The 22139-nt window shown below is 45.3% G+C and carries 24 protein-coding genes and 1 pseudogene; 4 read left to right on the forward strand and 21 right to left on the reverse strand.

Features of this window, described 5'->3' with window-relative positions:
* Positions 1 to 361: 361 nt before the first annotated feature.
* From KJS55_RS14490 to KJS55_RS14505, 4 genes are all read right to left on the reverse strand, one after another.
* Positions 362 to 622, reverse strand: a complete 261-nt coding sequence (locus KJS55_RS14490; RefSeq protein ID WP_002590583.1) for a helix-turn-helix domain-containing protein — start codon at positions 620 to 622, stop codon at positions 362 to 364.
* Positions 603 to 1034: an RNA polymerase sigma factor gene (locus tag KJS55_RS14495; RefSeq protein ID WP_009255547.1), complete on the reverse strand. Its 432-nt coding sequence runs from the start codon at positions 1032 to 1034 to the stop codon at positions 603 to 605. The genes KJS55_RS14490 and KJS55_RS14495 overlap by 20 nt, the downstream gene beginning before the upstream one ends.
* Before the next feature lie 536 nt (positions 1035 to 1570).
* The gene (gene rlmN, locus KJS55_RS14500; protein WP_004607971.1) at positions 1571 to 2560 is read right to left on the reverse strand and encodes a 23S rRNA (adenine(2503)-C(2))-methyltransferase RlmN; all 990 of its coding nucleotides are present in this window, start codon (positions 2558 to 2560) and stop codon (positions 1571 to 1573) included.
* Positions 2561 to 2746 (reverse strand): cysteine-rich KTR domain-containing protein, encoded by a 186-nt coding sequence (locus KJS55_RS14505; protein WP_004607970.1) that lies wholly within the window; start codon positions 2744 to 2746, stop codon positions 2561 to 2563.
* Positions 2747 to 3127: 381 nt separating this feature from the next.
* Here KJS55_RS14505 and KJS55_RS14510 point away from each other — a divergent pair, with 381 nt between their 5' ends.
* From KJS55_RS14510 to KJS55_RS14525, 4 genes are all read left to right on the forward strand, one after another.
* The gene (locus tag KJS55_RS14510) at positions 3128 to 3481 is read left to right on the forward strand and encodes a helix-turn-helix transcriptional regulator (RefSeq protein WP_004607969.1); all 354 of its coding nucleotides are present in this window, start codon (positions 3128 to 3130) and stop codon (positions 3479 to 3481) included.
* A gap of 261 nt (positions 3482 to 3742) precedes the next feature.
* On the forward strand, positions 3743 to 4072 hold the full coding sequence (locus KJS55_RS14515) for a plasmid mobilization protein (RefSeq protein ID WP_002585086.1): 330 nt from the start codon (positions 3743 to 3745) through the stop codon (positions 4070 to 4072).
* Positions 4033 to 5379: a relaxase/mobilization nuclease domain-containing protein gene (locus tag KJS55_RS14520; protein ID WP_002585087.1), complete on the forward strand. Its 1347-nt coding sequence runs from the start codon at positions 4033 to 4035 to the stop codon at positions 5377 to 5379. The genes KJS55_RS14515 and KJS55_RS14520 overlap by 40 nt, the downstream gene beginning before the upstream one ends.
* 63 nt (positions 5380 to 5442) lie before the next feature.
* Positions 5443 to 5694 carry a helix-turn-helix domain-containing protein gene (locus tag KJS55_RS14525; RefSeq protein ID WP_002585088.1) on the forward strand — a complete coding sequence of 84 codons (252 nt, stop codon included), beginning with the start codon at positions 5443 to 5445 and terminating at the stop codon, positions 5692 to 5694.
* 177 nt (positions 5695 to 5871) lie between these two features.
* Here the strand turns inward: KJS55_RS14525 and KJS55_RS14530 are convergent, their stop codons facing one another.
* From KJS55_RS14530 to KJS55_RS14610, 17 genes and pseudogenes are all read right to left on the reverse strand, one after another.
* The gene (locus KJS55_RS14530; RefSeq protein ID WP_002585089.1) at positions 5872 to 6237 is read right to left on the reverse strand and encodes a cysteine-rich VLP domain-containing protein; all 366 of its coding nucleotides are present in this window, start codon (positions 6235 to 6237) and stop codon (positions 5872 to 5874) included.
* Complete coding sequence (locus tag KJS55_RS14535; protein WP_002569181.1) at positions 6234 to 6440, reverse strand: transposon-transfer assisting family protein; 207 nt, start codon at positions 6438 to 6440, stop codon at positions 6234 to 6236. Before KJS55_RS14535 ends, KJS55_RS14530 begins: the two co-directional genes overlap by 4 nt.
* 2 nt (positions 6441 to 6442) lie before the next feature.
* The gene (locus KJS55_RS14540) at positions 6443 to 7396 is read right to left on the reverse strand and encodes a hypothetical protein (RefSeq protein ID WP_002585090.1); all 954 of its coding nucleotides are present in this window, start codon (positions 7394 to 7396) and stop codon (positions 6443 to 6445) included.
* Positions 7397 to 7399: 3 nt separating this feature from the next.
* Positions 7400 to 10726, reverse strand: coding sequence for an antirestriction protein ArdA (locus KJS55_RS14545; RefSeq protein WP_006859298.1), 3327 nt, complete (start codon positions 10724 to 10726; stop codon positions 7400 to 7402).
* A gap of 239 nt (positions 10727 to 10965) precedes the next feature.
* A pseudogene (locus tag KJS55_RS14550) lies at positions 10966 to 11631 on the reverse strand (DNA topoisomerase); the annotation flags it as partial.
* Between the two features lie 41 nt (positions 11632 to 11672).
* Positions 11673 to 11870, reverse strand: a complete 198-nt coding sequence (locus KJS55_RS14555; protein ID WP_005335835.1) for a hypothetical protein — start codon at positions 11868 to 11870, stop codon at positions 11673 to 11675.
* Between the two features lie 247 nt (positions 11871 to 12117).
* Positions 12118 to 13482: a virulence-associated E family protein gene (locus KJS55_RS14560; RefSeq protein ID WP_428846522.1), complete on the reverse strand. Its 1365-nt coding sequence runs from the start codon at positions 13480 to 13482 to the stop codon at positions 12118 to 12120.
* Complete coding sequence (locus KJS55_RS14565) at positions 13406 to 14044, reverse strand: CHC2 zinc finger domain-containing protein (RefSeq protein ID WP_008371567.1); 639 nt, start codon at positions 14042 to 14044, stop codon at positions 13406 to 13408. The genes KJS55_RS14560 and KJS55_RS14565 overlap by 77 nt, the downstream gene beginning before the upstream one ends.
* Before the next feature lie 201 nt (positions 14045 to 14245).
* Positions 14246 to 14713, reverse strand: coding sequence for a hypothetical protein (locus KJS55_RS14570; protein WP_228300553.1), 468 nt, complete (start codon positions 14711 to 14713; stop codon positions 14246 to 14248).
* Between the two features lie 273 nt (positions 14714 to 14986).
* A complete protein-coding gene (locus KJS55_RS14575) occupies positions 14987 to 15496 on the reverse strand; it encodes a DUF5104 domain-containing protein (protein ID WP_213540768.1) in 510 nt (169 codons plus the stop codon).
* A 167-nt stretch (positions 15497 to 15663) separates the two neighbouring features.
* Complete coding sequence (locus tag KJS55_RS14580) at positions 15664 to 16896, reverse strand: plasmid recombination protein (RefSeq protein WP_009255108.1); 1233 nt, start codon at positions 16894 to 16896, stop codon at positions 15664 to 15666.
* A 386-nt stretch (positions 16897 to 17282) separates the two neighbouring features.
* The gene (locus tag KJS55_RS14585; protein WP_213540769.1) at positions 17283 to 18032 is read right to left on the reverse strand and encodes a hypothetical protein; all 750 of its coding nucleotides are present in this window, start codon (positions 18030 to 18032) and stop codon (positions 17283 to 17285) included.
* 287 nt (positions 18033 to 18319) lie between these two features.
* On the reverse strand, positions 18320 to 18889 hold the full coding sequence (locus KJS55_RS14590; protein ID WP_117962074.1) for a DUF6560 family protein: 570 nt from the start codon (positions 18887 to 18889) through the stop codon (positions 18320 to 18322).
* Positions 18890 to 19136: 247 nt separating this feature from the next.
* The gene (locus tag KJS55_RS14595) at positions 19137 to 19445 is read right to left on the reverse strand and encodes a molecular chaperone (RefSeq protein ID WP_117992063.1); all 309 of its coding nucleotides are present in this window, start codon (positions 19443 to 19445) and stop codon (positions 19137 to 19139) included.
* The gene (locus KJS55_RS14600) at positions 19423 to 19671 is read right to left on the reverse strand and encodes a hypothetical protein (protein WP_005930789.1); all 249 of its coding nucleotides are present in this window, start codon (positions 19669 to 19671) and stop codon (positions 19423 to 19425) included. The genes KJS55_RS14595 and KJS55_RS14600 overlap by 23 nt, the downstream gene beginning before the upstream one ends.
* 109 nt (positions 19672 to 19780) lie before the next feature.
* Positions 19781 to 20164, reverse strand: coding sequence for a TnpV protein (locus KJS55_RS14605; RefSeq protein ID WP_008371551.1), 384 nt, complete (start codon positions 20162 to 20164; stop codon positions 19781 to 19783).
* Positions 20161 to 22083, reverse strand: a complete 1923-nt coding sequence (locus KJS55_RS14610) for a recombinase family protein (protein ID WP_173738886.1) — start codon at positions 22081 to 22083, stop codon at positions 20161 to 20163. Before KJS55_RS14610 ends, KJS55_RS14605 begins: the two co-directional genes overlap by 4 nt.
* Between the last annotated feature and the right edge of the window lie 56 nt (positions 22084 to 22139).

The following is a 22139-nucleotide window of genomic DNA, read 5'->3' on the forward strand; positions in this document are numbered from 1 at the left end:
AATTTCACCCCGGCATGGTTCTCATGCAGCCCTACCCATTGCCTGCGACGCTCTTAACGCTCGGACTGTGGCTGTAAGGAAGTATCATTGTATATTTTGCGTGTCGTCGCCCGCAAGCCGCTACACTTGCTTTCCGGCGCGGTGTTGGTCGCTCGGCTGTCCGGGCGGGGATAACCTCACCCGGATAGCGTCATGGCGCACCCACCGTATGGCTCGGCGCAAAAGGAACGTATCCGATTTGCCCTATGCTGCGCCGCCGTTATCTTGCGCCGCTTTCTTTGTCAAGGTTCAGAATGGCTTTGCTGCCGCGTCAGCAGCGGAACGGAAAAGGGGGAGAGAGAAAGCGTCCCGCCGCTGCGGTTTATTCCTCTGCCTTAAAGGTGAGGACAGCCATCATCAGTTTTGCTTGCAGCCGTTCCCGAATGTCGTGGTCTACGCCAAAATAGACGTTCCCGCGCTCGTCGTACAGCTTCCGCATGGAGAGGCGGGCTATGTAGCCGCTGAAATGCTGCAAGACAATCTTCATAGCGTCCGGGTCGCCCTTTGTCGCTGCCAAAATGACAGGATAGGGAACAAGGGCTTTTTCCGGGTAGCCGGGTTCGTTACCATTCGTCCCATTCATCAGCATTTTCCTCCAGATATTTTTTTAGCAGCTCAAAAGAGCTTGTCCGCCTGTACTGTATCGTGCTTCTCGACGTATCGAACAGCTCCGCAATCTCGGTGTCGTTCATTCCCTCGAAATAGTACAGGAGTACGGCTTTGCGCTTTTCTTCCGGCAAAGTACGGATTGCTTCAAGAAGCAGCTTCGGCGTGATTTTCTTCCCGGCTCTTTCAAAGGCGATTTCCCCTTTGAAATATTCATCAAAGGTATGAAGCTGCCGCGCTTCTTCTAAGGTCAAGTCGGAAAAGGTAATCTCCCTTGCCTTATGCCTGTGCAGCTCTTTGTGAGCGTCACACGCTTCATTGTGCAGTACCGTATTACAAAACTTCTGGAAAGCGCACTGTTTTATAAACTCCCTGCGATTAGGTTCCACATTCTCACCCCCTTTCTCGTTGGAAAGTTGGTGGTGCTTCCCCCTTTTCGCGGGGCAATACTGCCTTTTGAAAAAAACGCCGAAGATTTTCGGATTTTTTTCAAAAAATTTTTTGAGCAGCAAAATACGCCTGTCCGAAAAGCCCGGACAGACGTATAGGTATTGTAAGCGGTATTCAGATGATTAGACAGTTCATATTGATAGACGTAGTTTTCCCCGGCGGTGGTCGGGCTTTTTTTGATGTGTCAATGACCGTCGGATTTTGTCGATATGGTATGTGCTTCATGGCGGCTACCTCCTTTTAGCCGCCGCTTTTAACAGTGATACCGCGTCATTTCATTAGAAGATAAAAAGAAACGGCGGCTTTGGTTTTTCAAAGCTGCTGCGGAAATCAAAGAACGACAAGCAACAGTTCTGATTTTGCTCCAATATGGTTATTGGGGGCACAAATTAAATCAAAAAAGAGCCGATAACAGCAGTATTTCAAACTGCATATTATCGGCTCTGCGTCTGTGCGTCTGGCTCTTTTAATTAAATTATTTTTGTTGTTTTTTGGCTTTATTATATGTATTAGCTAACTGTCCACAAGCTGCTTTAATCTCTCTACCATGAGAAACTCTCATGGTAACTTCAAGTCCTGTTTGCTCTAATTGATGTTTGAACGCAACCATTTCTTGTTTTTGTGGTGCTCTAATTTTTGAATTACTCGTCGGGTTGTATTGCAGCACGTTAATCATAACATTTTTGCCCTTAAACCATTTTGCAAGTTGCCTTATATCTGAGGAACGGTCATTTATACCTGGTAAAAGCAAATACGCAAATACCACTTTTCGATTATGCCTTTGTGAATAGGACAATGCTTGCTTAACAACATCTTCAATAGCGTACATGTGCATATGAGGAATGATGCAGTTTCTCGCAGCCTGTGTTGCTGCATGTAAAGATATTGTCAACTGAATTTTTAGATGTTCTTCGCGCAATTTTTTTAATTGATTAACTGGACCAACTGTTGATACGGTAATGCCGTCGGTTGGAAAGTTAAGTCCATTTCTATCTCGAAGAATATGGATTGCTGCAATCAAGTTGTCGTAATTGAATAAAGGTTCTCCCATTCCCATAAAAACGATACGATTTACTTTTTGACGTATCAATATGACCTGTTGCACAATTTCAGATGGTGTTAGATTACGAACGAAACCATTGCGTCCGGACTCACAAAAAATACAGCCAACAGAACAACCAACTTGCGTACTTACGCAAACAGTCCCACCATCTCGCCGTTTAATAAAAACCGTTTCGATATACCTGTTGTCTTTCAATTCATAAACATACTTTTCAGTATCGCTACTTTTATAGACTTTTTTTGTTGATATTGATAGATTTTTTTTGTGAAATGGCTGTTTATACAATTCCGCATATAAGGCTCTTGCTTTATCCTCTCCAATTACTTCCGACATTTCTTTGTAAGTAAATCCGTATGGGTCATTCAATATTTCCGTAAGTGTACTTTTAGGTAAGTGTTTCATTTAATATCCTTCCTTTTGTTTTTCAGAGTTTTTGATTATGATTTCTAATTTTTCAACATCAATGATATGTGTTAATTTACATTTAGGGCAGAAAAGAGGAAAATTTCTTAATACCGTATTATAAAATACTTGAACCCTCGTCTTTCCGTTACAAATTGGACATTTTATCCAATATTTTTCAAGCATAATATTTCTCCTTTTGTGCAAAAAAATACAGGTCAATTCTCAACATGAGCATTGACCTGCATTTATACATATAACACTACAACAAAATTAAGGCATAGTTTTTATACTATGTCTATACATCGTTAGTTTTGTTGTATAGCATACGCAAAATAAGCATGACAAAAAAGCCCATATTGAAAATGGGAAAAATCTTTTTTGATTTCAATGCTTATCGAATACGCATGCTATGTAACATAAACATTTCCCCCTTTTAATAATACTATACAAAAAAAGCGGCTAATTGTCAACATATACATATGAATTATTTTGGCTAACTGATTGAATTGTGTAGACATATCCAAGAAGAAAGGGGAACAGTAAAATGTAACAGGGTGAATAACTATGGCAAAAAGACCAGTACCGAAATACGATTTCAAGGCTTTTGGGGCAGCGATAAAGGCGGCGCGGACAGGGCGCAAGGAGAGCCGCAAGAAAGTGAGCGACGAAATGTTTATCTCGCCGCGCTACCTTGCGAACATTGAGAACAAGGGGCAGCACCCAAGTTTACAGATTTTCTTTGAGCTTATGCTCCGCTACAATATATCCGTAGACCAGTTTCTTTTGGAAACGCCGCCAGAGAAGAACACGCAGCGGCGGCAGCTTGACGCGCTTCTTGACGGTATGAGCGATACAGGCATACGGATTGTGAGCGCAACGGCAAAGGAGATAGCGGAAGTCGAAACAGAGGGCAGATAAGAAGTGTCCGTCAGAATTGAATAAGGTTTAGAGAGCGTTGTAATCTTTTTTTGAGGATTGCAGCGTTTTTCTTTTGCGGAAGTTTGGCAAAACCGGGCATAGCTCCGTAGTAAGGCATAAGGGATAAAAACATTCGTAGCAAGCATAGGAAGCGGGTACCCACTTCCGTATTTTCCCCTCCCGCGCTGCGGCGCGTCGGTTGAAAATTGCTTGTTGGGAAGTGTCCCAAACCCTCGGAACGGAAAGGAAAGGAGCGAATACATGAACGGACGCAAAAGAACGGTGCAAATCAAATTCAGAGTGACGGAAGCGGAACGGGATTTAATACTGGAAAAAATGAAGCTCGTACCCACCCGGAACATGGCGGCATATCTGCGGAAGATTGCCATTGACGGGTATATCATTCAGATAGACCATGCCGATATAAAGGCAATGACCGCAGAGATACAGAAAATCGGTGTCAACGTCAACCAGATAGCACGCCGCGTAAACGCGACGGGGAACGCATACCAAGAGGACATAGAGGAAATAAAGGGGGTGCTTGCGGAGATATGGCGGTTACAAAGATTAAGCCTATTAAAAGCACTCTAAGCAAAGCCCTTGACTATATCGAAAACCCGGACAAGACGGACGGAAAAATGCTTGTGTCCTCTTTCGGCTGCTCCTATGAAACGGCAGATATTGAATTTGAATATACCTTGTCCCAAGCACTCCAAAAGGGGAACAATTTAGCCTTTCATCTGATACAGTCCTTTGAGCCGGGGGAAGTCGATTATCAGAAAGCCCATGAAATCGGAAAGCAGCTTGCCGACGCGGTAACAAAGGGGCAGCATGAATATGTACTCACGACGCACATTGACAAAGGACACGTCCACAATCACATTATTTTCTGCGCCGTAAATTTCGTAGACCACCGCAAATATAATTCCAACAAAAGGAGCTATTACGGCATACGGAACATGAGCGACAAGCTGTGTCGGGAAAATGGCTTGTCCGTCGTCGTTCCCGGCAAGGGCAGCAAGGGAAAGAGCTATGCGGAGTACCAGGCAGAAAAGACGGGTACAAGTTGGAAAGGCAAGCTAAAGATTGCCGTTGACGCGCTTATCCCCCAAGTTTCCAGTTTTGAGGAATTGTTGCAGCGGTTACAGGCGGCGGGCTATGAGATAAAGCCGGGGAAATATGTGTCATGCCGCGCCCCCGGACAGGAACGCTTCACCCGTCTTAAAACCCTCGGCGCGGATTATACAGAGGAAGCCATAAGGGAACGGATAGCGGGCAGACGGGCAAAGGCGGCGAAAGCCCCCAGAGAGCAGCGCGGCGTTTCGCTGCTTATCGACATTGAGAACAGTATCAAGGCGGCGCAGAGTAAGGGCTATGAACAGTGGGCGAAAATCCACAATCTGAAACAGGCAGCAAAGACCATGAATTTCTTGACGGAACATAAGATTGAACAGTACGCGGATTTAGTCAGCCGGATTGAAGAAATGGCAGCGGAAAGCGGACAGGCGGCAGACGCATTGAAGGACGCGGAAAAGCGGCTTGCGGACATGGCGGTGCTTATCAAGAATGTTTCCACCTACCAAAAGACAAAGCCCGTCTATGACGCATACCGCAAGGCAAGGAACAGGGAGAAGTACCGCGCCGGACAGGAACAGGCGATTATCCTACATGAAGCCGCCGCAAGGTCGCTGAAAGCGGCGGGCATTGCAAAGCTCCCGAACCTTGCCGCGCTGCAATCGGAATATGAAGCCCTCCAAGCGCAGAAAGAAGCCCTTTATGCCGACTATGGGAAGCTGAAAAAGAAAGTCCGGGAATACGATATTATCAAGCAGAACATTGACAGCATTTTACAGGCAGACAGGCAGCCGGAACGGGAAAAGGGAACAGAGCGCGGATAAGGATAGCAAAATCCCCGCCGCTGTGCTATGATAGGGCTATCAAAAAGCAGAGGAGCGTTGAGCATGGAAAACCAGAAAATGCCGGAATATGAAACCATACGCGCCGCCGTTGCCGGGGAAAAATGGGCGGTGGAGAAAGTCGTGGAGTGCTACAAGGACGAAATCGACAGGCTATCGACGGTAGCGGTCAGACAGCCGGACGGAAGCACGAAACAGGAAATCAACGAAGATATGCGCCAGTCCATCACAAAGAAGCTGATAGAAGCCCTCCCGCAGTTCCCGCTTGAAGAAATGGAAAAGGGAAATGTCAGATAGGCAAAAAAAGAACAGGGCGCGGAAGCCAGTATATGACTTCCGCGCCCTGTCTTTTTATGGGTGCTGTTTTCGTGAATGTTACGCAGTAGAACGCCATTTTTGGGGGTAAAGGTATAAAGTATCGCCTATCCGATTTTCACGCCCGGAAAGCCCTGTAAATCAAGGGATTTTCCGCGCCTACTGCGTAACAGGGGCGCGTCTTTTCCTCATGCGCTCGGCGGCTTGTCTGCGGGTGATACGTTTCCGGCAGACGGGGCAGTATTTGACACTGTTAGAGGTTGACGCAAAGAACGCGCCGCACTCGGTACATTTCTTCTTATCCCCTGTCTGGTAAAGCTCCGCATAAAGCAGCCTGTCGGCGGGAAGCACCGCAACCCGGAACCACTTGCAGAGAAGCGAATAGGAAATGAGCTGCGGACATACGCACTCGTCCCCGTCGTCCAGTAAGATACAGTTCCCGTTATCATAATTGCAGCACGTCCGGCGCACAAGGGCGTTGACTTTCCGGCTCTGGGGCGGCGTCAGCCGCTTAACCCCGTTCATACTTCATCAGCGGCGTAAATGGGAAGCTCTGCAAATTCCGCTTCGGTCAAAGCGTCCACTTTGGAAAGGGTGCGCTTTGCAAGCTCCCGCATATCCGCGTCCATGTAGGGCAGCGCGGCGTTGACATTCTCAATCAAAGCCCGCTTGCCGCCCTCGTTGTAAATGCTCAAAAGGTTTGTTTCTTCAACAGTCAGTCTAATCATGCTCATACCTCCATATCGTGATTTTTTGTTTTTGCCGCCGCCTTTTTCGGGGCGGTCTTTGCCTTGTCTGCTTTAAGCTGCGCCCGGATAGAGGGGCGGGGCTTCCTTATCTCCCTGTCCCGGTTCTCCCCCTTGTCAATCAGCGCATACGTCCCATGTCTGCCCTCGATTTTGGAAAAGGAAAGGGTCTTGTAGGGCAGCATGGAGAAAAGGCGGTCAGTGTCCTTTGTGGCTGCAAGCCGCATGAACGCCGGGGAAAGCTCTGCCATGAAATGGGTCTTGTTCGGGCTGTTCGGCTCGTAATGCCGCTTCATTTCCCGCACAATGCGCCGCGCTTCCGTTTCAATCAGCCCGTCCCGCAAAGCGGCAATATGCGCCTTGAAATCCCCCGGCGAAAGCTGCTCCCGGCTGCGCCGTTCTTCCTGTAAGAGCGATTGCAGCGCGTCCGGGTCGTTGGGTACGGCTTCAAAGCGTTCAAATTTCCCAAGCTGCGGGTCTGGGGTTCCGTCAAAATATCTCCCGGCTTCCTGTACCCTTTCCCCATGCTCATAAATCAGCTTCACCGTATCGGCGGGCAGCTCCTTTTCCTTGACGCGCTCATAATGTTTAGAGTAGTCCAGTTCGTACAGATTGCCCTTGATTTTCCCGCGCTCCTTTCCCGTCAGCTCGATTGCATAGGCAAGAACGCGGTCGCTTGTCTGCTCCATGTAGAAACGCCATGTGTTGTGGGGCGCGGTGTCTTTGAGGAAAACGTCGCGCTCCCGGAAACAGTGCGTCCCGGACGGGCGGCAGAACCACAAAAGTGTTTTGTCCTCCCTGTGGGGGCTTGCCGCCGCCTTTGCGATAATCTCTTTGTCAATGTCTAAGTCGCTCTGGTAAAAGCCTGTGTTCTGCTTCATAATCGCTTCAAGGGAAGCAAACAAATCCATGTTTTCAAATTTGCTCTGTTCCGGCATGGGTCAGCTCCTTTCCAAGTCCTGTGACTTCTGCTTTGCGTTTTTCTTCTGTGCCTTTTCCTTGTCGGCTCTAAGCTGCGCCCGGATAGAGGGTTTCTTTTCCGGCTTCGCTCCCTTGCCGCGCTCCTTGTCGGCTTTGACAGCGTTAGCCAGGTCAACAAGGGAAATCTGCTCGCCCGCCTTTACCTTTGCTTCCAGTTCGTCAACGGTGGGGGTGTTGTTGATGATACCGTCAATCATGTTCCCGTTCTGCTCTGTGGTCTGCTCGGCGGTTTTCAAGGGATTGTCCCGCTGCGCCTGTTCTGCGGCAACGGCAAACGCCCGCGTCCCATTCCCCATAATCAGATACTTTCCGTCGTCCGACTGGTGGTGAAAGCCATATCCGGCGGCTTCTATCTGCTCCCGGCTCATGGCGGTCACATGGAAAGTCCCCCTCGGTGTCTTGACAGTTTCGCCCGTTTCCAAGTCGTCCGGGGTAAGCTGCTTTTGCTCCTGTAAAAACTCCGGCACTTCCCGAAAACCTACACTGTCAACGAAATGCGCCGCGTCCTGTCCGTCCTGATGAAGCACTACCACGTCGGAAACGGAAAGGCTGTGTCCCTTAAAATCTTTGGGGTGGTCGATATTGAAACAGGTGTAAATATCTTCAAGGGAAGTTTCCGGCGCAAGGGGCGCGGAATAGACAAGCTCATAGTTCGCCCTGTCAACCACATTTCCCGCCGCCTGCAGGCGGTCGTATGGCTCAAAGCGGAAATCCCTTGTTTCGTCCCCGCCCTTTATCTGGTAAATGGAAAAGGTGTCTTTGTCCTGTCCGGCGGTCTGCGCCGTTTCCTGTGCCTTTGCGTAAAGCTGCTTCACGTCGCCCTCGGTCAGCTCGCCGCTTTTGAGCTGCCCCATAAGCTCGCGGCATTTCTCCGGCGTTCCCGTATAAAGCACGTCGCCCATTTTCGCCCGCCCGTTCTCCTGTGTCACATAGGCTTGCAAGAGGTAGCTGTTTTCCCGGCTGTCGCTGTAAGGGTTCCGGCGCACTCTGTAAATCGTTTCCGGGGTAAAGGCTTCTTTCGGGGCTGCGCCCGCTTTTTCCTGTGCGCCGGATTTTCCCGGTGCGGCTGCTTCCGGATCCGGCTTCTCCGGCGCGGCTTCCTGTCCCTCTCTGGTGGGCTGCTCCTGTCCGGCGGTCTGCTCCTTGTCCTGTGCCTTTTGCAGCTCCGCTAAGTTCTCGTCTATGGAATTGATAATCTCGGCGGCTGCGCTGCGTATCGTTTCAAGGGAGCTTTTCAGCTCGGACAGCTCCCGCCCGCTGCTCCACCCGGCGACATAGCCGAAAGAGTAGTCCGACGTGTCAAGCCCGTAATGTTGGCAGACAGTATAGGCGACGCTTTCCGCTTCGACTTCGCGGGTGCGGCGGTCAACGTGGGGCTGCTGCTCGTCCTTTGGCGCGTTGAGGTCAATGTCGTGCAGCTTCGCATGGGCGATTTCGTGAATAGCGGTCTTTAAGGTCTGTAATTCGCTCATGCCCTCGTTGATAGCAATGCGCTTGTCCTCCAAGTGGTAGTAGCCATGAGAGCCGCCCTCGATATTCTCAAAGGCGATAGGAACGGGGGAAGTCTTTTCAAGGGCTGCGAAAAAATCCTTGTAGCGGTCAACGTCGCCTGTCAGCTCGTCAACCGCAATGTCCGGCAGCTCCTTTCCCTCGGTCTGGGAAACGTCAAAGACGGATACCACCTTGTAGGCGGGTATGGTGACTTCCTTTTCCTCGGTGACGGGCTTCCCGTCCTTGCCGATAACGGGCTTCTGCGTGTGCGGGTCGATTTTCTGCATTTCCTGTTTGATTTTATAGGGTGACGGAGCAATGATTTTAATTCCCTTTTGCCCTTTCATCACGTTTCGTTCAAAGTTGTTCTTCCAAGCGGAAAAGCCCGCCACAAGGGAAGCGTCCGGCTTCTGCATGGCGATAAGGACGGTGTTTCGGAAGCTGTAATTATGGAATTTTGACATGACTTTCAGATATTCCCGGTAACGCTCGCTGTCAAAGAGTTCCGCAATACCCTGTTCCAGACGGTCGGTAATCTCTTTGAGCTTTTCGGCGGGCTTCTCGCTCGTCAGCACGATAGGGATAACCGGGCGCGGCTCCTGTGGCTGCTCTGCGGTCTGCGCCGTTCTCTGCCCCGGCGCGGCTGCGTCCATTTCTACCTTTGACGGGTCGGGTCTTTCCGGCTGCGGGGGCTGCGGCGTTACCCGGTATTCCTCCGGCACGTCGCGCCCGTCGTACCATTCTGTAAAGGTGTTGCGGTTGTTGTAGATATAGCCCTTTTCGGTAAACATACCGTCGTCGTTAATGGAAGCGTCCCGCCCGTATTCCTCATACATGAAATACTTTTTCGCTTCTTCGGGAAGTTCCGGTTCTTCCAGTTCATCAACCAGATAACGCCCGTATTCTTCTTCATTGTGGACGGACGGATAAATCCAGTAGCAGTCAAGGTTCTGTGCAAGGTTGATAATGTCCTGTAAGCTGTCGGCATGGTCGCCGTATTCAATGGCTGCAATGAATTTCTCCCGGTCGTCGTCAAACTGCATTTCCAAGAGCTTCCCTAAATAGTTCAGCTCGTCGGGGTGGGAATACTCGCTTAAATGCTCCGTCAAGCCGGGGATAGTGGATTGAAATTCTGTGAAATGCCATTCCTCATAGTGCTTGAAGTCAATCCCGATACGGTCAAAGACTTCTTTCAGATGTTCGGCAGTCGTGGGGAATGTCACCCATTCGCCCGCGGGTCTGCCCTCGGTGTACTTCCCAAGATTGGAAAGATAGCCGCTTAAAATCGGTTCTGCCATTTGTTCGCTCCTTTCTTTTTCAATCATGCGGTGCATAAGCTCAAAATCCTCAATGCTCATGCTCCCGTCAAATACATAGGGGTTAAAATCCTCCCCGTCCCGGTAGGGCTTTTCGGAAAAGGGAAGCCCCGCTTCATGGGCGGCTGCCCTCGCTTCCTCGATAACCTCCGGGGGAAGCCTGTCGTCATGCGCTCCGATAAAACCGTCAATGTCGTTCATGCTGTTTTCGTAGTGGTAACGCACTCCGGCGGTCAGCTCGTCAAGGCTCATGTCCTCGCCTAAATGCCCGCAATAGTAGCCGTTTAAGATAACGGCGGCGGGGTCAATGCTTTTTATTTCCTCTAACCGGCTCCTGTCCTCCGGGTAGAGCGTATCGTCCATATCAAGATGAAAATATTCCGCGTTCCATGAACGCCCCTGTTTCCAGAACGCCACCCATGCGATACCGTCCCTAAGCTCGTCTTGATAGTCCTTTACGGTGTCCCGTAAACTTGCCATAGTGAAAAACCTCCTTTCTCTGCGGCAGCGTCATAAGCTGCATTTTTTGGCTGCATGGTCTACTACGGGTACGCCCGCATTTCTGCCAAATATTTTTGAAAATTTTTAGAGGGTGAAGCCCTCCGCAAAAGAGGGTTTGGGAAACTTCCCAACAAGCAAAATCCCCGTCCGGCGCGTCAGCGTCGCAACGGGGATTTACGGAAGTGGGTACCCGCTTCCTATGCTTGCTATTCAAGTTTTTAGTTCTTCTGCACTTCGATACGGTAGTTGACGTATTTCCCGCCAGTGTCAGCCAAAACGATAATTCCGTCGTAGGTCTTGCCTGTTTTCGGGGAATACAGCTTTTTCACGTTCACTTTGCCGGATTTAAGGAGCGCGGCGGCAATCTTCGGGGAAAAAGCGGTCTTGCGTTCCTCGAAAAAGCGGTCATTCTTCCACATGACAAAGGCACATTCTTTGTTGCTGCAATAATAGTTTTTCTTCCCCTCATGGACGGGGGAACCGCACCGGGGGCATTTGCCGATAGAGGGCTTTTCCTCTCTGAACAAGCCCTTTTTATCCTCCTGTACGGCGGCGTGTGTCTGCACAAGCTCCCGCGTCATAGCTTCAATGCCGGACAGAAATTTGCCGGGGTCTGCGGCTCCCTTTGCTATCTGCGTCAGATTGTTTTCCCATTCTGCGGTAAGCTGCGGGGAAGTGAGCATATCCGGCAAGACTGATATAAGGGCGGCTCCGTTTTGCGTGGGGATAAGCTGCTTCCCCTTGCGCTCCGCAAAGCCGCCCTTTACCAGTTTTTCAATGACGGCGGCGCGGGTGGCGGGAGTGCCAAGCCCCCGGCGTTCCGCGTCCGGGTCGGTGTCCCCGTTCCCGGCTCGCTCCATAGCAGAGAGAAGCGACGCTTCTGAAAGCTTTTGTCAAGGGGGTGCGTGGATATTTTTCATATTACTTACGCAGATTCTCTCTCTGCTTCTGCCTGAATAATACGTTTCAACCTGTCCTCCGCAGTCAAACCGCTACTATGGTCAAAAAACACTTTGACTTTATAATTTGTTTTGCCTTGCTTAATCACAAAAACTCCATCCGGTTTGTTTTTCTCCGAATGGTTATTTGGGGTGGGTAGTGTACTGTTCACAATATTTGTCATACGATATTCCTCCTTGAATGAAAAAGCCCGACAAGGAAAGGTCTGACAACGAAGTTCCGACAACGGACATCAGAAAACCTTTTTTCTTTATCGGGCGATACTATCTTTTTACTATTTCCTTTTTCTTTATAATATTGGTTGTCATGGTTGTCAGAGAGGGAAAAGTGCCGCAATATCAAGGCTTTCGGGATTTTTGCCCGACAACCAGACCGACAACCGGCTCGACAACCGAAGCGACAACGGGCTTTTATTTTTGCTTCAACCATTCTTCTGGAAGTCCTAACTGTTCCATTTCCTCTGTCGGGATTTCTTGAAAACCATCCATGCTGTTGTCAGGCTCGTTGTCGTTCCTAATACGCTCCCAGCCTTTTTGTCGGCGGTAAGGCTCTGGAAAATACCTCGGATTGCTGAACGCCATCCAGCCTGTGACAGCGTTATTCATAATGTCATTGATCTCTCGCAGTTCCCATTGTTTCGGTTCGTCATAATCATGCCCCAGTGCTTCCTTATAAAGCTGTTTGGAACAGACCATGCTGCCGGAATAGCGTTCCAGATAGTCTAAAATCTGTCCTGCCTTTGTGTCCTCCGGCATAAAATCCTTTTGGTGGGCTTTCAGATAATCGTTCATAGCCGGACTGAATCTCAGACGGAAATTGCCGCTTCTGTAAATCTCCATAGCTTCTGCCCACATCTGATTGATATACTCTCTGGAAGCCTGTTCATCCGCCAAAATATGAACCTCAGCCCTTTCAGGATAGACCATAACCGGAACGAAGCGGCGGTTGCCTGTTCGGTCAAGGGGAAGAAAGTCAAGGGTATTAGAAGAACCTCCAAACACACATTGTCGTTTTCTGTCTGCCGGATGTGTTTCATACGGTATCTTATAGGTTTCCTTTTGGCGGCTCAGAAAGGACTTGATTTCTTCAATGCTCTTAGCGTTAGCGGTTGCAATCATTTCCGACATTTCAATAATCCAATGCCCCTGCATTTTGCGGTACACATTTTCATCATCCAGCTTTTTCAAGTCATCAGAGAACCAATCATCATTGACCGCAAGCAAACGGAAGAAAGAGGACTTTCCGGCTCCCTGACCGCCTACAAGACAGAGCATTACCTCAAATTTACACCCCGGCTTAAAGGCTCGTGAGATAGCACCCAGCAGAAACAACTTCAATGCTTCATAGGTGTAATCATCTGTATCAGAACCGAGAAAGCGGTGCAGACAGAAGCGTATGCGTTCTGTTCCGTCCCATTGCAAGGCATTGAGAAAATCACAGACAGGGTGGTAACGATTTTCATTGGCAATAACCGCAACTGCGTCTATGATTTTCTTCTCTACGGTCAATCCATAGTTTTCTTCAAAATATAGGAGCAGATATTTCACATCCACATCCGTCAATGTCGGGCTGTCACGATACCAACCGAGGGGCTTCACAATGTCGATTCTTTCGGTCAGAAGATTTTTTCGGATAGCCCCTTTCAAAAGTGGGTCATATTGCAGAACACGCTTATAATTTGCGGCAGTATTATAAACCTTACCTTTCTCGCTCTGCTCTAAGCTGTTTCGGATTTCTTCTACTGTGCATGGTTCTGTCTGCTGACAGTTCTGCAATTCGCTGTTCAAGTTTTAACACCTCCTTTCTCTGTTCTGCCACAAGTGCTTTTCGTTCCTCCAATGAACCATACAGAAGAATATCAAGTAGATATTCGATATAGTTCTTCTTATACAGTGCTTCTGCAAACAGGGGATTCCATTCCTCATCCGGCTGTTTAGGAGCGTATTTCTTTTCCCATTCTCTAAGAAGATGAAAATAATCCGTCAGCACCTTGTAGCAATGATTTTCTTCTTTTTGATACTTCTGTTCCGGTGTCGGCTCACGAATACGAGGGCGAATACTGGGCTTTTGTCGGCTGTCATAGTTAAGACCAAAATCTTCAGCAAGTTTGACAGCAGCTTCCCTCAGCCCGATACCGAATAGCTTCGCTGTCAGATCAACAGCGTCTCCGGTTGCCCCGCAGCCAAAACAGTAATAGCGTTCATCCAGCTTCATACTGGGGGACTTATCCGAGTGAAACGGACAGCACGCCATACCAGTGCGACCCACTTTCAAGCCATAGGCTTCTGCGGCTTGTCGGGCAGTAACATTTTCTTTTACAACTTCAAATACATTCATGTGACTCCTTTCCAGAAACGAAAAAAGCACCTGTCATTTTCAAAACGAAAATAGCAAGTGCCTTAAAGTTCCATATTTAATTTTAGGTGCAAAAAAGCAGGAGACCTTTTTCAGATTTCCTGCTTAGTAAAGCTTTGAAGATTTAATTGTGGTTGGGTTGCCAGTTATACAAACTGGAAATTTTCTTTTAGAATGAATTATTTAATTTCTACAATAGCACCATATTTCGTATGCGGAAGATATTGTACCTTTAAATAAGTATTTTTTATCAATATACCTTGAAAATACTGTGATTTCGATTTCATCATCTTTAACTTTATCATATAGAAAAATACTTCTTCTTTCAGAAGATATATCTGCACCACCATGAGATTGTTCAGTTACATATCCTTCTGCATAACTATACTGTTTGTTTATGATGTAAGGCATATCTAAAACAAAATCTTTCAAATATAAGATTAAAAGAATAGCTACTATAACAAGAATGGTATTAGCCAATCGAAGAAATATTATATCATTTTTTCCAGTATATTCTTTTTTTATCGCTTCTTTATCAAAAAATATCGAATAGATAAGTTTTCTTTTTTTAATTAGATAGATAATGCAAGCAATTAACGCTATAACAAATAATGAAACTCTTATAAACAATCTAAATATAGCAAAATCCATAATATCATCCCCTTAAACTTCAAGTTTGTTGCTTACATTATACTTCATCAACCTAAAGAATGGAAGATTTTTTCTTGCCTCCCAAAGCAAAAGCACCTGTCATTTTCAAAACGAAGACAGCAAGTGTCTTAGAGTTCCACATTCTATTTTGAGTGCAAAAAAGCAGGAGAACTTTTCAGATTTCCTGCTTAGTAAAGCTGTGAAGATTTAATTGTAGTCAGTTTTTCTTATACCATCCGAAATTTATACTTTAATGTTCTCTCATAACAAAAATCAATTTTGTCCTCCAACAAAAATACCGTTTGGGGGATTATCCCATATAAAATTATCCTCAGCCACTTCGCTCTCCAATGCAATTTCAATTTTATATATCCCCACATTTTGAGCATTTTCATCATCCTCACTATACATATAAAAATTCATACAATACCGTTCCTTCTCTGTCAATATGAGATACATACCATCCAATTCCGTTTTCCTTTTACCATAGTTGCTTTCACTTGATGATGCACAATCGCCCTCAAAACTTTGGATACTGCCCTCAATATAATCGAAAAAATCAGAGATTTCAGTGTCTAAATTCTCAATGCTCTTTTTGCTTTCTTCGGAAAATAGAGATTTGAGTTTCTCTGAATCCTGTTGCTTACATGCCTCGATAATTTGTTGACACATCTTATCCGTTTCATTTTGTTCAGAGCTAAACCAGTCATTGAAATATTTGTTAGAGCAGCCTGTTAAACCGAGTATAATAATCACACTGGAAAGCAACAATACTTTTTTCATATAATTACATCCTTTACTGAATAATTGCAAAATCACTTATTGGATTAAGGTCATTACAAAAAATTTCTTACTATCATTATACTTCATCAACCTAAAGAATGGAAGATATTTTCTTACTCCCTAAAGCAAAAGCACCTGTCATTTTCAAAGTGAAAACAGCAAGTGCTTTAGAGTTCCATATCCTGTTTTTTGCTTTTTGCCTGATCCGTCCGGCTGACTTCACGCTCTGCAATTTCTTTCTTTTTGCGGCTCAACTGCTCTATAATAGAATTTTTGGCTTTCTTCTTGATTTGCTCCGTTCCGGCTTTTTTGACCTCCGGTTTCATCAGCGTGGTTTGGATTTTCTGAATGGTTGATTTCATAGCGTTTGTGATTCTGGCAATCACGCCATCCAATCGTTTCACTGCATACTCAACTTCTTTCTTTGAAGCCTTACGCTCAGGGGAGAGAACCCACGCTTTAGACTGCTCCACCAGCTTAATATCCTCCTTGTGCGTTTCCAGTTTTACAGTATCAGCAACGACCTCAACCGCCTTGTCATAGGCAATATCGGCAACCTCGTCCACCAGAGCTTCCACATCTTCAATCTTCATCGTGAGTTCTTCCAACTTTTGCTCCTGTGCTGCCAGTTGCTCCTTTTGCTTGAAAAGAATATAGTCCTGTTTTTCCAGATAAGCACGACCACCATATTCCGGTTCTTCTTCCAGTTGTAAGCCATGCTTTTTCGCCACATCAAACAACAGCACTCGGCAGGCTGAATCGAAAGTCATCTTGCGGTTATTTTTTCTTCCGACAGGCTTCTCCGGTTCTGGCAGTTCAAACCCCAGTGCTTCCAAAGCCTTTTCCTGTTGTGGGGCAATCTCCCCATATTGATTTTCACAGTCGAACACATGACGCTCGTGAATATGAGGGGTGCTTTCATCCAAGTGCAGTGCCCAATTCAGGATATGGACATGAGAGCCGAAACGCTCATTTACGATTTCCATAAATTCTGTGACGATCTCAATGAGCAGTTCTGGTGGAACATGATTATCAAGCGTTCCAATCTGATAGACCGTTTCCTCTGGGCAGGTCTTTTTGCTTTTGAGCAAATCTCCGGTTTCCTTATTTCTTTCAGGGTGTCGGTTCTTCACATTTCTTTCGTTCTGTCCGGTCACAAAATCACGATACCGCTGACGATAAAAAAGCTGTTCCACATCTTCAAAAGTGGCAGACAGCTCATTTTCCTTTTCGGGATTTTTGAAATTGCGGAAGCCATTGTAACAGTCCCAATAGAGATTTTGTTTGGCTCGTTCTTCGTCAATGTGTTCGCTGTTGGCAATGTCAAAACTGCGGTCATTGTGCTTCGGATTATAAACGCCATTCTTTCCGGCTCGTCCATTGTGCCTTGTTAATTTCACATGAGTTCCTCCTTCTTTTTGATTTCCCCGACAGGGGAGAAGGGCAGCGAAGCTGATTCCTTGCGGCTTTCTGCGTCAAGTAATACCCAGTACTAAGTGGCGAAACGCCACTTAACTGGGCAAGGCTGCCGCCCTTGACCTGCACAGGGGTATTGCATTCCCTGTACCCATGCACAAAGGGTTGCACCCTCTGTACTCCCGCCCGAACAAACTGACTTCGCCCCGTCTCAAGCTCTGTCAGTTCCTTCGGTTTTACAAAACAGTCCACCGGACTATTTTGCAAAAAGAAAAACCGACGCATGATTGCTTTACGCTCAATACATCGGTTTCTTCATCTGACCTTGACGGTCATATTCAGTTGTGGCAGATTAGACAATTTGAAAAAATTACTCTGGCATATCTACTGAATAACTTAGATTGTTTCCTCTCTTGTCGCTCTTTAAATCATCATAATACCATAGATACATCGTTCTGTCATATACATTGATTTCAATAACACCATCTGGCTTTTGACCTTCTACTTCTAATGAGTAAATTTCCTTATCATGTGCATAGCCAAAAACAAATCTGGTATCTGGATAATTTGGATTCAAGTCCTGTTGAAAATCACTTAATTTTAAAGATGAATGAATTAGTTCTGTAATATCAGATATAAGAATGCTATCCGCTTTAGTTGTAACCGGTGTAGCATTCATAAACGCATATTGTACAGTTGTTTCCTCCACCTGTTTTTTGCAGCGTGCCATCACAAAACCTTGAACGGGATCATTATCGCTTCCTGCCCGATAGAAAATCGTATCATACTGTTTGCCATTCCATATATGCAATATTTCATCAACATGATTAAGAAAATCTTCTGGAACAGAAAATTCTTCATTTTCAGTATTCAAAGGAGAATTCAAAATAGCTTCTTCGACAGAACTATAATATATGAGTTCAGAATCCTTTTTATCGTAATCGCTCAAATTGAATTCGACATATGCATTGTCTTTATTGTCATCTTCCGGAACATAAGTATAGCGACCATTTTCAATATGGTCATCATAATCAACAAACAGTCCAATACATATCAGTGCTGCAAAAATCAAAAAGACTATTCCTATAATGATTAGCAATATTTTCAAAAATTTTTTCATACAAAAGTCCACCTTCTTGCTTCATTTCAGTAAATTATATCATACCGATATGAACAATTCAATTTACACTCTATCAAGTAGTTTTTTTACTTACCTGTAACGCACATTTCTGCAAAATCCATAGTCCCCGATACTTTCCTCACAGGCGATATACAGTCGGAATTCTGTCAGCTCATGAAATAAGAAAAACCGACGCATGATCGCTTTACGCTCAATACATCGGTTTCTTCATCCGACTTTGACGGTCATATTCAGTTGTCTAACATCGTACTGTTATAAAATCTATGTCATTTACGATTCTTCTTATGCTGATTTGTCCAGTAAGATTTTACAGGGATTCTTCTTCTCTCTATATCTTCCATAAATTCTTCTTTATCGATATTACTATCAATGGTAAATAGCTTTTCCCCATTTACATATACACGCACAGAACCTTTTTTTCTCTCGCAGTAGGTAATATCCCCAAAACGAAAAGTTCTCTTTTTTCCAAAAGTTGACCGCCATGTGATTTCATCTCCGTTCACTTCCAGTTTCCACATTACCATATTGACTATTCCGCTTATGCCTACTAAAAAAAATATTCCAAATATACAAATGACAAACATATCTTCTTTTTCCCTAAGACTCATAGCCGTACAACAAGCAAAAAAAATTGTACCTACGATAAATGCCACGACAAGGAATTTCTCTGTTTTTATTGTATAATGCGTTCTAATTATTCCCTTTTTCTGTTCTTCCTCTCGTTCTTTAGCTCTCTTTTGTTGAAGATTTACAAGATATTTCAAAAGAAGAAGTACAACTAAATAGGGGCCTATTTGTGTAATTATATTCAAACACATTCGTAAAAAATCATTCATTTTTTGCCCTCCATAGTTCCAGCTATATAAAAATGATTGTTTGAAATCGAGTATTAAAAACCTCAATTTTTCATATCTCATTATACTTCATCAACTTAAAGAATGGAAGAAAAAATTTTGTGTACAGAGTTCCTGTTCAAACCTTGTAACGCACATTTCCGTAAAATTTATAGTCTCCGATACTTTCCTCACAGGCGATAGGCAACGGTCAAAACATCAGGTTTGCACCTGACATTTTAACCGCATATCAGCCCTGATTATCACAGTATCCCTGCTGGCTGTTCAGCCCATGCTTTTTCGCATATTCACTGGCTTTCTGTCTGCGTTCCTCACTGTAAGGCGGCAGGAAACGGATAGACAGACGGGACTTTGCCAGCTCATAAGAAACACCGCCTTGAACATTGGATTTTTCCAGTCGGCAAAGGTCAGGGTACTTCTTAGCAAAAGCAGCCAACCTCTTTTTCAATCCGGCGTTGTGGGTGTAGATATTTGCCTTGTCCTCGCCCTCATTAAAGAGAACGATTGTTTCTTTCTCAATCTTCGTCAGTCTCGTCATAGCAGCCCTCCCTATGGTTTTTCAACACACGCAGCTTGCAGTAAAAGCAGCGATACCACCTTTCAACACCCTCAGCACTCAGCTTGACGGAAAGCATATAAAACAGCTTCTTCGCCACTGGATCGGGTGCAAGGGCAGCTACCATACGCAAACGCTCGACAGTTGCTTTCAGGTTCGGACAGCCAAAGGCATAAAGGGCTTCCATTTCATTCCGGTTCATCTTCATTGTGTTTTCCTCCTTAAAGTTTGATAAATGAAAAGCGACAGACACTTCATAAGGAAATACCTGTCGCTTCGTTTACGATACAAATTTGTTGGTTTTGGACTTGATAAAATCAGCAGTAAATCATTTCCTGTCTGATGATTTCTTCGGCTCGGTTACGGATAGAGTTCATGGACTGTACCCACAACATCTGATTGTCTGCTTTCATGGTTTCGGTCACGCCCTCGGCTTGTTTCATCTGCTCAATGATAAGGCTGCACCTTTCCGTTGCCTGTTCGTTCAGATCAGCAAGGTAAGTATGCAGTTCGCCGGATAAACAGAGGGCAGAGAACCTTGCAGGGCGGTACTGCTCCAAATATGTCCTGTGCAGTCTGCCCCACATACCGATAGGGCGGTGTTCCTCCGGTAGCTTCAAGTCCGGCACATAGTAATCACCCACAAGAACATAGTCCAGACCGTTGCTTTCGTCATGGATTCGTAGTTTCAATTCTGTCATGCTATTTTTTCTCCTTTCACTTTTTGCCGATTTGATTTGCTTGTGGCGTTCTGTTCAACACACACATTGCTATCAGAGCTTTTTTCTTCTGCTATACGCTCATGCTCCGCAAATTCTTTTGATTTCTCACGAATCTTTTTCATATACTTACGATTGGATTCTCGTTTTCTGCGAAGTCGTTCCGCCTCTTTTTCAGCAGCAATCCTTTCTTCCTCGGTTGGTTCATGCTGCTCCACAGGTACTTGAAATTGCCCGACATAGTTAAGATATATCTCCACCTCTGTGGTGCGGTCTGCACCTTTTCCTTGTGGCTCGTGAACCAGTATTTTGTCGATAAATTCATTTATCATGGCAGGAGTAAGTTCTGTAATGTTCTCATACTTTTTAACCAGCTTTAGAAAACGCTCCACATTATTTTGACCGCCTATAATCCGTTGCATATCAGCGGTGTCAGTCTCAATAATCTTGTTCAGCTCGTTCTGCTCATTTTCATAATCAGTAAGCATACTCTGAAAAAGTCTGTCCGGCAATCTTCCAATCACATTATCTTCATAGATTTTCCTGATAAGCATATCCAGTTCGTGAACTCGCTTCTGATTTCTTTCAATGCGGTTTTTTACAGTTTCAGAAACAGCAATATCTTTCATCGCCGATTCTTCTTGCAGAGAATAAACAAACTCCCGCTCATTCAAAGAAACATAATGGCAAGTCTCCTGTATGGTTTTCAGAATGATGCTTTTAAGTGCTTTTGTTGAAATATGGTGGCAAGTACAATGTCGGTCATACTTCTGATAAGCAAGATTATATGTGGAACATTCATAACAATCTGCCGGATTGGAATAACTTGTCCTTTTTTCGCCTTTGGCAGTATAGTATATTCTTTCTCGCCCTTTCCGCTGCCTGTGATTATACATCGGCGCACCACAATCAGCACAGTAAATCTTTCCGGTCAGAACATTAGGCTCGCCCATAGGATCTGCTTTTCTTACATTCTGTCTTAACTTTTGAGCAAGCAGCCATGTTTCTTCATCGACAATAGGCTCTTGTGTATCATCAAAAACCACCCAATCTTCCTTATCTGCCCTTTTCGTCTTTTTGTCCTTATAGGAATTTTTGAATGTCCTGAAATTGACAGTCTTTCCGATATACTCTGGTCGGGCAATCAGAGTAGTAACCTGATTTCCTCGCCACATATACGGATTTTCTTTGTCATAGTTGCTTGCATGATTTCCAAGTCCCTTTTTGCCAAGATAATAAGATGGTCTTTCAATTTTTTCTTCTGAAAGTTCTCTTGCTATCTGATAAGGTCCTTTTCCCTCAATAGTCATGCGATAAATTCTGCGGACTACTTCAGCAGCTTCTTCATCAATAATCCAATGGTCGGGGTTTTCGGGGTCTTTCAAATAGCCGTATGGTGGGATATTACTTGTATGAGCGTTGCCGGAAGAACCTCTGGATTTCAGTACAGCTTTAATTTTCTTACTTGTGTCCCTGACAAACCACTCATTCATGATATTCAGAAAAGGGGCAAACTCACTGGTTTCTTGACGGTCACTGTCAATACCATTATTGATTGCTATAAATCGAACTTCCTTTTCTCTAAACAGAATGTCAGTGAAAAAACCTACTTGCAGATGATCTCTGCCGATTCTGGACATATCTTTGCAGATACAGGCAGTGATTTCTCCGTTTTTAACACCTTCAACAAGTCTGTTCCATGAAGGTCTGTCAAAAGTCGCTCCACTCCAACCATCATCGGTAAAATGAACAAGATTCGTAAAACCATGTTTCATAGCATAATCTTCAAGCATTTGCTTTTGATGAACTATACTGTTACTCTCTCCAGCATTATCATCATCACGAGACAGTCTTTCATACAAAGCAGTAATGCCATTGCTTCTATCTTTTTTTCTTCTCATGCTGAACTCCTTTCTTCAATTCCTATCCACTCCTTACGCTCACAAAATATCACATC

Origin of the sequence: Pusillibacter faecalis, from assembly GCF_018408705.1 — a bacterium.
In the GTDB taxonomy this organism is placed as follows: domain Bacteria; phylum Bacillota; class Clostridia; order Oscillospirales; family Oscillospiraceae; genus Oscillibacter; species Oscillibacter faecalis.

What these genes read in the sequence shown, in the direction of transcription:
- KJS55_RS14490 (WP_002590583.1), bottom strand. Translation starts at nt 622, where the DNA reads ATGAATGGGACGAATGGTAACGAACCCGGCTACCCGGAAAAAGCCCTT.
- rlmN (WP_004607971.1), bottom strand. Translation starts at nt 2,560, where the DNA reads ATGAAACACTTACCTAAAAGTACACTTACGGAAATATTGAATGACCCA.
- KJS55_RS14505 (WP_004607970.1), bottom strand. Translation starts at nt 2,746, where the DNA reads ATGCTTGAAAAATATTGGATAAAATGTCCAATTTGTAACGGAAAGACG.
- KJS55_RS14510 (WP_004607969.1), top strand. Translation starts at nt 3,128, where the DNA reads ATGGCAAAAAGACCAGTACCGAAATACGATTTCAAGGCTTTTGGGGCA.
- KJS55_RS14515 (WP_002585086.1), top strand. Translation starts at nt 3,743, where the DNA reads ATGAACGGACGCAAAAGAACGGTGCAAATCAAATTCAGAGTGACGGAA.
- KJS55_RS14520 (WP_002585087.1), top strand. Translation starts at nt 4,033, where the DNA reads ATGGCGGTTACAAAGATTAAGCCTATTAAAAGCACTCTAAGCAAAGCC.
- KJS55_RS14525 (WP_002585088.1), top strand. Translation starts at nt 5,443, where the DNA reads ATGGAAAACCAGAAAATGCCGGAATATGAAACCATACGCGCCGCCGTT.
- KJS55_RS14530 (WP_002585089.1), bottom strand. Translation starts at nt 6,237, where the DNA reads ATGAACGGGGTTAAGCGGCTGACGCCGCCCCAGAGCCGGAAAGTCAAC.
- KJS55_RS14535 (WP_002569181.1), bottom strand. Translation starts at nt 6,440, where the DNA reads ATGATTAGACTGACTGTTGAAGAAACAAACCTTTTGAGCATTTACAAC.
- KJS55_RS14540 (WP_002585090.1), bottom strand. Translation starts at nt 7,396, where the DNA reads ATGCCGGAACAGAGCAAATTTGAAAACATGGATTTGTTTGCTTCCCTT.
- KJS55_RS14545 (WP_006859298.1), bottom strand. Translation starts at nt 10,726, where the DNA reads ATGGCAAGTTTACGGGACACCGTAAAGGACTATCAAGACGAGCTTAGG.
- KJS55_RS14555 (WP_005335835.1), bottom strand. Translation starts at nt 11,870, where the DNA reads ATGACAAATATTGTGAACAGTACACTACCCACCCCAAATAACCATTCG.
- KJS55_RS14565 (WP_008371567.1), bottom strand. Translation starts at nt 14,044, where the DNA reads ATGAATGTATTTGAAGTTGTAAAAGAAAATGTTACTGCCCGACAAGCC.
- KJS55_RS14570 (WP_228300553.1), bottom strand. Translation starts at nt 14,713, where the DNA reads ATGGATTTTGCTATATTTAGATTGTTTATAAGAGTTTCATTATTTGTT.
- KJS55_RS14575 (WP_213540768.1), bottom strand. Translation starts at nt 15,496, where the DNA reads ATGAAAAAAGTATTGTTGCTTTCCAGTGTGATTATTATACTCGGTTTA.
- KJS55_RS14585 (WP_213540769.1), bottom strand. Translation starts at nt 18,032, where the DNA reads ATGAAAAAATTTTTGAAAATATTGCTAATCATTATAGGAATAGTCTTT.
- KJS55_RS14590 (WP_117962074.1), bottom strand. Translation starts at nt 18,889, where the DNA reads ATGAATGATTTTTTACGAATGTGTTTGAATATAATTACACAAATAGGC.
- KJS55_RS14595 (WP_117992063.1), bottom strand. Translation starts at nt 19,445, where the DNA reads ATGACGAGACTGACGAAGATTGAGAAAGAAACAATCGTTCTCTTTAAT.
- KJS55_RS14600 (WP_005930789.1), bottom strand. Translation starts at nt 19,671, where the DNA reads ATGAAGATGAACCGGAATGAAATGGAAGCCCTTTATGCCTTTGGCTGT.
- KJS55_RS14605 (WP_008371551.1), bottom strand. Translation starts at nt 20,164, where the DNA reads ATGACAGAATTGAAACTACGAATCCATGACGAAAGCAACGGTCTGGAC.
- KJS55_RS14610 (WP_173738886.1), bottom strand. Translation starts at nt 22,083, where the DNA reads ATGAGAAGAAAAAAAGATAGAAGCAATGGCATTACTGCTTTGTATGAA.